Origin of the sequence: Streptomyces sp. NPDC059037, assembly GCF_042740015.1 — a bacterium.
Taxonomy (GTDB): domain Bacteria; phylum Actinomycetota; class Actinomycetes; order Streptomycetales; family Streptomycetaceae; genus Streptomyces.
Map to the genome: position 1 here is coordinate 1 of NZ_JBHYIG010000453.1, position 4,527 is coordinate 4,527.

Below are 4,527 nucleotides of genomic sequence, written 5' to 3' on the forward strand. Positions count from 1 at the left end.
TGGGGGGGGGGGCGGGGGGGGGGGGGGGGCTCCGGGGGGGCGGCGGCCCGGGGGGGCCGGGGGGGCGCCGGGGGGGGGGGGGGCCGGGCGCGCCCCCCCCCCCCCCCCCCCAACGGCGCGGCGGCGGCGATCGCCCGCGTGGCGCAGGGCCCCGCCGAGCTCCTGGGCAGGCCCCTGCTGGTGCGCGCCGACGGATCGTACGAAAGCGGCCTGGAAGGGCACCCGGAGCTCGACCGCACGGTGGCGGGGGAGACCCGCGCGATGCTGGACGCGGGCCGCACCGGCGAGTTCGGCGTCTCGGAGGACGGCTCGCGCTGCGGGGCGCCCCTGACGCTGTTCGTCGAGTCGAGCGTGCCGCCGCCCCGCATGATCGTCTTCGGTGCGGTCGACTTCGCCGCCGCCCTGGTGCGCACCGGCAAGTTCCTCGGCTACGAGGTGACGGTGTGCGACGCCCGTCCGGTCTTCGCCACACGGGCCCGCTTCCCCGAGGCCGACGAGGTCGTCGTGGACTGGCCGCACCGCTATCTGCGGGGCACCAGGACGGACGCCCGCACGGTCCTGTGCGTACTGACGCACGACGCCAAGTTCGACATCCCGCTCCTGGAGGCGGCGCTGCGGATGCCGGTGGCGTTCGTCGGCGCCATGGGCTCGCGCCGCACCCACGAGGACCGCAACCGCCGACTGCGCGAAGTCGGCGTCACGGAAGGGGAGTTGGCACGGCTGAGGTCCCCGATCGGCCTGGACATCGGCGCCCGTACGCCGGAGGAGACGGCGCTGTCCATCGCGGCGGAGATCGTCGCCACCCGCCGCGGCGGCACGGGCATGCCGCTGACCGGATCGGGCACGCCGATCCACCACGACGGGGAGGACGGTTCGGGCGGGGCGCACGCGGCGGCGTGACACGGCCGGGAGCCTCGGCTCCCGGCCGCGGCCGCCGCTAGCCCTTGAGGCCGATCGCCGCGCAGGCCGCCTTGTACGCGGGCGTGCAGATCTCCGACGTCTTGTAGATGCCGTCCGCGATGACCGTGGACTTGATGGTCTCCTGGGTCAGCGGGCGGACCGACACCAGCAGGGACGGGATGTCCTTCGTCGTGGCGTTCTCGGACTGGTCGCCGGCCAGGGCGTCGAACTCGACCATGCGGCCCTGGGCGATCCTGACCGCCATCTGCGCGGCGCCCACCGCCTCCTCGGGGTACGACTTGTAGACGCTCATGTACTGCTCGCCCGCTACGACGCGCTGCACGGCCGGCAGCTCCGCGTCCTGGCCGGTGACCGGGGGGAGCTCGGTGAGGCCCGATGCCTTCAGGGCCTTGATGATGCCGCCCGCCATGCCGTCGTTGGCGGAGTAGACGCCCGCGATGTTGTCCTTGCCGAGCGCGGTGATCGCGTCGGTCATATGGGCGCGCGCCGTCTCGGGCTTCCAGCCCTCGGTGTCGTACGACTTGGCGATGTCCACCCGGTTGTCGAGCTGGGAGCGCGCACCGTCCTTGAAGACGGCGGCGTTCGGGTCGGTCGGCGAACCGTTGATCATGACGATCTTGCTGTTCTTGCCGGCCCGGCTCCCGAGCGCCTTGATGAGCCCCTGGCCCTGGACCTGGCCCACCAGTTCGTTGTCGAAGGCCACGTAACCGGAGACGGGCCCCTCGGCGAGCCGGTCGTAGGCGATCACGGGGATGTCCGCGTCCTTCGCCTTCTTGACGGACGGGGCGATCTTCTTCGCGTCCACCGCGCTGACAAGGACCACGTCGACCTGGTCGGCGACCATCTTGTCGAGCTGGTCGCTCTGCTTGGCGGCGTCCTGGTCGGCGTTGGCGTAGACGACCTTGCCCTTGCCGTTGGTGAGCTTCTTGACCTGCTTCTCGATGATGGGGTGGTCGAACTTCTCGTAGCGAGCCGTCTCTGATTCGGGCAGCAGCAGGCCGACGGTGACGTCGTCGCCCTTCCTGTCGTCCTTGGTTCCTTCGTCGCTGTCGAGCAGGCCGCCACATGCGGCGAGCGAGAGGGCGAGCATGCCCACGGTCACGACGACGGTGGCTTCACGTCTACGGGATTTCATTCGTCCACTTCCTAGACCTGACCGCTTCCATGCGGTCCGAGGTGGCTGAAAGCCAACCCGGCGACCCTCCTGACGTCAAGGAGTCGAGTGATAACGAGATGACAATGGCACCATGTGTTTCAGAGTTGAACTGTTCTGGATATGCCGGACCTGTGGGTGGCGAGGGGCGGGCGGCGGCTCGACGCGGCGGGTGGCGCCGACGGGCGAGCTGGTCGGGCCGCAGGGTCCTCCGTGGCGCGTGTGACCCCTCCGGCAGGGCGGTTCTCCCGCATTTCTCGTTCTCGCGGGAGAAATATTTAGCGCCGGACCGTGCCGTGAAGCTCATACCGTGCTACTGTTGATCGAAGTTGCAGTTGTGGTTCCCATAAGACTTCAAGTGCCTTAGGTGGATCTGATCCGCCGGGCACTTTTGTATTTCCGGTGCAGTTTTCCGGACGGGGCAATCAACGTGGCGACGCCGGGGTTCGCACAGTGTGGACTCCGGGCTTTGCCCCGAAGGAGATTTTGGTATGGCTAACGGCACCGTGAAGTGGTTCAACTCGGAAAAGGGCTTCGGCTTCATCGAGCAGGAGGGTGGCGGCCCGGACGTCTTCGCCCACTACTCGAACATCGCCACCCAGGGCTTCCGTGAGCTCCAGGAAGGTCAGAAGGTGACCTTCGACGTCACGCAGGGCCAGAAGGGCCCGCAGGCGGAGAACATCCTCCCCGCCTGACGCTGACGCGTTGACACGAGGCTGGTGCCCGCACCTCACGGTGCGGGCACCAGCTCGTTGCTGTTTACAGAGTTTTTCTTTTTTTCGGCTCGTGCTTGCAATTCGTTCGGCTGGTTTTCGCCGAGAATTCCTCGATGCGTGCCATATCGAGGAAGGTTCTCCTTGAACCGTTCAGGTCGTACGAACGATCGCTATTCCGGCAAGTCCAATCCCCGCGGTTTCGCCGCCCAGCGTTCTCGCGGCGCAGGCGGCCGTCCCGGCGGGCAGAGCCGCCGCCCCGTCGCACCGCAGGGTGAGTTCGCGCTCCCCGTCACCGTCACCCCGGGTCTGCCCGCAGTCGAGGCCTTCGGCGAGCTCGACATGCCGGAAATTCTCCTGAAGACGCTGACCGGTCTCGGCGTGACCGAGCCGTTCCCGATCCAGGCGGCCACGCTGCCGAACGCGCTCGCCGGCCGGGACGTACTGGGCCGTGGCCGCACCGGATCCGGCAAGACCCTCGCCTTCGGCCTGCCGCTCCTCGCCCGTACCGCCGGGCAGCGCGCCGACTCGAAGCAGCCGCTTGCCCTGGTCCTCGTGCCTACGCGCGAGCTCGCCCAGCAGGTCACCGAGGCGCTCACCCCGTACGCGAGGGCGCTGAAGCTGCGTATCGCCACCGTGGTCGGCGGCATGTCGATCGGCAGGCAGGCCGGCGCGCTGCGCAGCGGTGCCGAGGTGCTCGTCGCGACGCCGGGCCGCCTGAAGGACCTCATCGAGCGCCGGGACTGCCGCCTCGACCGGGTGGCCATCACCGTCCTCGACGAGGCCGACCAGATGGCCGACATGGGCTTCATGCCCCAGGTCACCGAACTGCTCGACCAGGTGCGGCCCAACGGCCAGCGAATGCTGTTCTCGGCCACCCTCGACCGCAACGTCGACCTCCTGGTCCGCCGCTACCTCCAGGACCCGGTCGTCCACTCCGTCGACCCGTCGGCGGGCGCGGTCACCACGATGCGCCACCACGAGCTGCATGTGCACGGCGCCGACAAGACCGCCGCCGCCACCGAGATCGCGGCCCGCGACGGCCGCGTGATCATGTTTCTGGACACCAAGCACGCCGTGGACCAGTTCACCCGGCATCTGCTGGGCAGCGGCGTACGCGCGGCCGCGCTGCACGGCGGCAAGTCGCAGCCGCAGCGCACCCGCACCCTCGCCCAGTTCAAGACCGGCGACGTCACGGTCCTGGTGGCGACGAACGTCGCGGCCCGCGGCATCCACGTCGACAACCTCGACCTGGTGGTCAACGTCGACCCGCCCAGCGACCACAAGGACTATCTGCACCGCGGCGGCCGCACCGCCCGCGCCGGTGAGTCCGGCAGCGTGGTGACCCTCGTCCTGCCCAACCAGAAGCGCGACATGAGCCGCCTGATGGCCGCTGCCGGGATCCGGCCGCAGATCACCCAAGTCCGCTCCGGCGAGGCGGAGTTGAGTCGTATCACCGGTGCGAAGGCGCCCTCCGGCATCCCCATCAGCGGTGCCGCTCCCACCACTGAGCGCCCCAAGCGGGGCGGCGCCCCCTTCCGCGGGATGGGCACCCGTCCGGGGCGGGCCACCGGCGGCTCCCGGCGGACCGCCGAGTCCCGTGAGCTGGCCGAGGCCCGCAAGGCGGCGCGGGTGCGGCGCAGCGCCTGACGGCTGACGCCTGATGCTTGGCCTGTGCCCGGGGTGTGTGGGTGGGGGTGTAAAAGGTGTAAATGAGAGAAGAGTGCATGAGACACACAC

3 protein-coding genes and 1 pseudogene are annotated in these 4,527 nt (G+C 69.7%); 3 read left to right on the top strand and 1 reads right to left on the bottom strand.

Annotated features, from left to right (window positions below):
* Positions 1–114: 114 nt before the first annotated feature.
* A pseudogene (locus ACFWY6_RS44395) lies at positions 115–900 on the top strand (XdhC family protein); the annotation flags it as partial.
* Between the two features lie 37 nt (positions 901–937).
* On the opposite strand, the gene ACFWY6_RS44400 reads toward ACFWY6_RS44395, so the two are convergent.
* Positions 938–2,056, bottom strand: coding sequence for a sugar ABC transporter substrate-binding protein (locus ACFWY6_RS44400; RefSeq protein WP_384703297.1), 1,119 nt, complete (start codon positions 2,054–2,056; stop codon positions 938–940).
* Between the two features lie 509 nt (positions 2,057–2,565).
* Here ACFWY6_RS44400 and ACFWY6_RS44405 point away from each other — a divergent pair.
* Together ACFWY6_RS44405 and ACFWY6_RS44410 are read left to right on the top strand one after the other, a co-directional pair.
* Positions 2,566–2,769, top strand: a complete 204-nt coding sequence (locus tag ACFWY6_RS44405) for a cold-shock protein (RefSeq protein WP_150210372.1) — start codon at positions 2,566–2,568, stop codon at positions 2,767–2,769.
* A 162-nt stretch (positions 2,770–2,931) separates the two neighbouring features.
* Positions 2,932–4,437 carry a DEAD/DEAH box helicase gene (locus ACFWY6_RS44410; RefSeq protein WP_384703300.1) on the top strand — a complete coding sequence of 502 codons (1,506 nt, stop codon included), beginning with the start codon at positions 2,932–2,934 and terminating at the stop codon, positions 4,435–4,437.
* Positions 4,438–4,527: the final 90 nt, after the last annotated feature.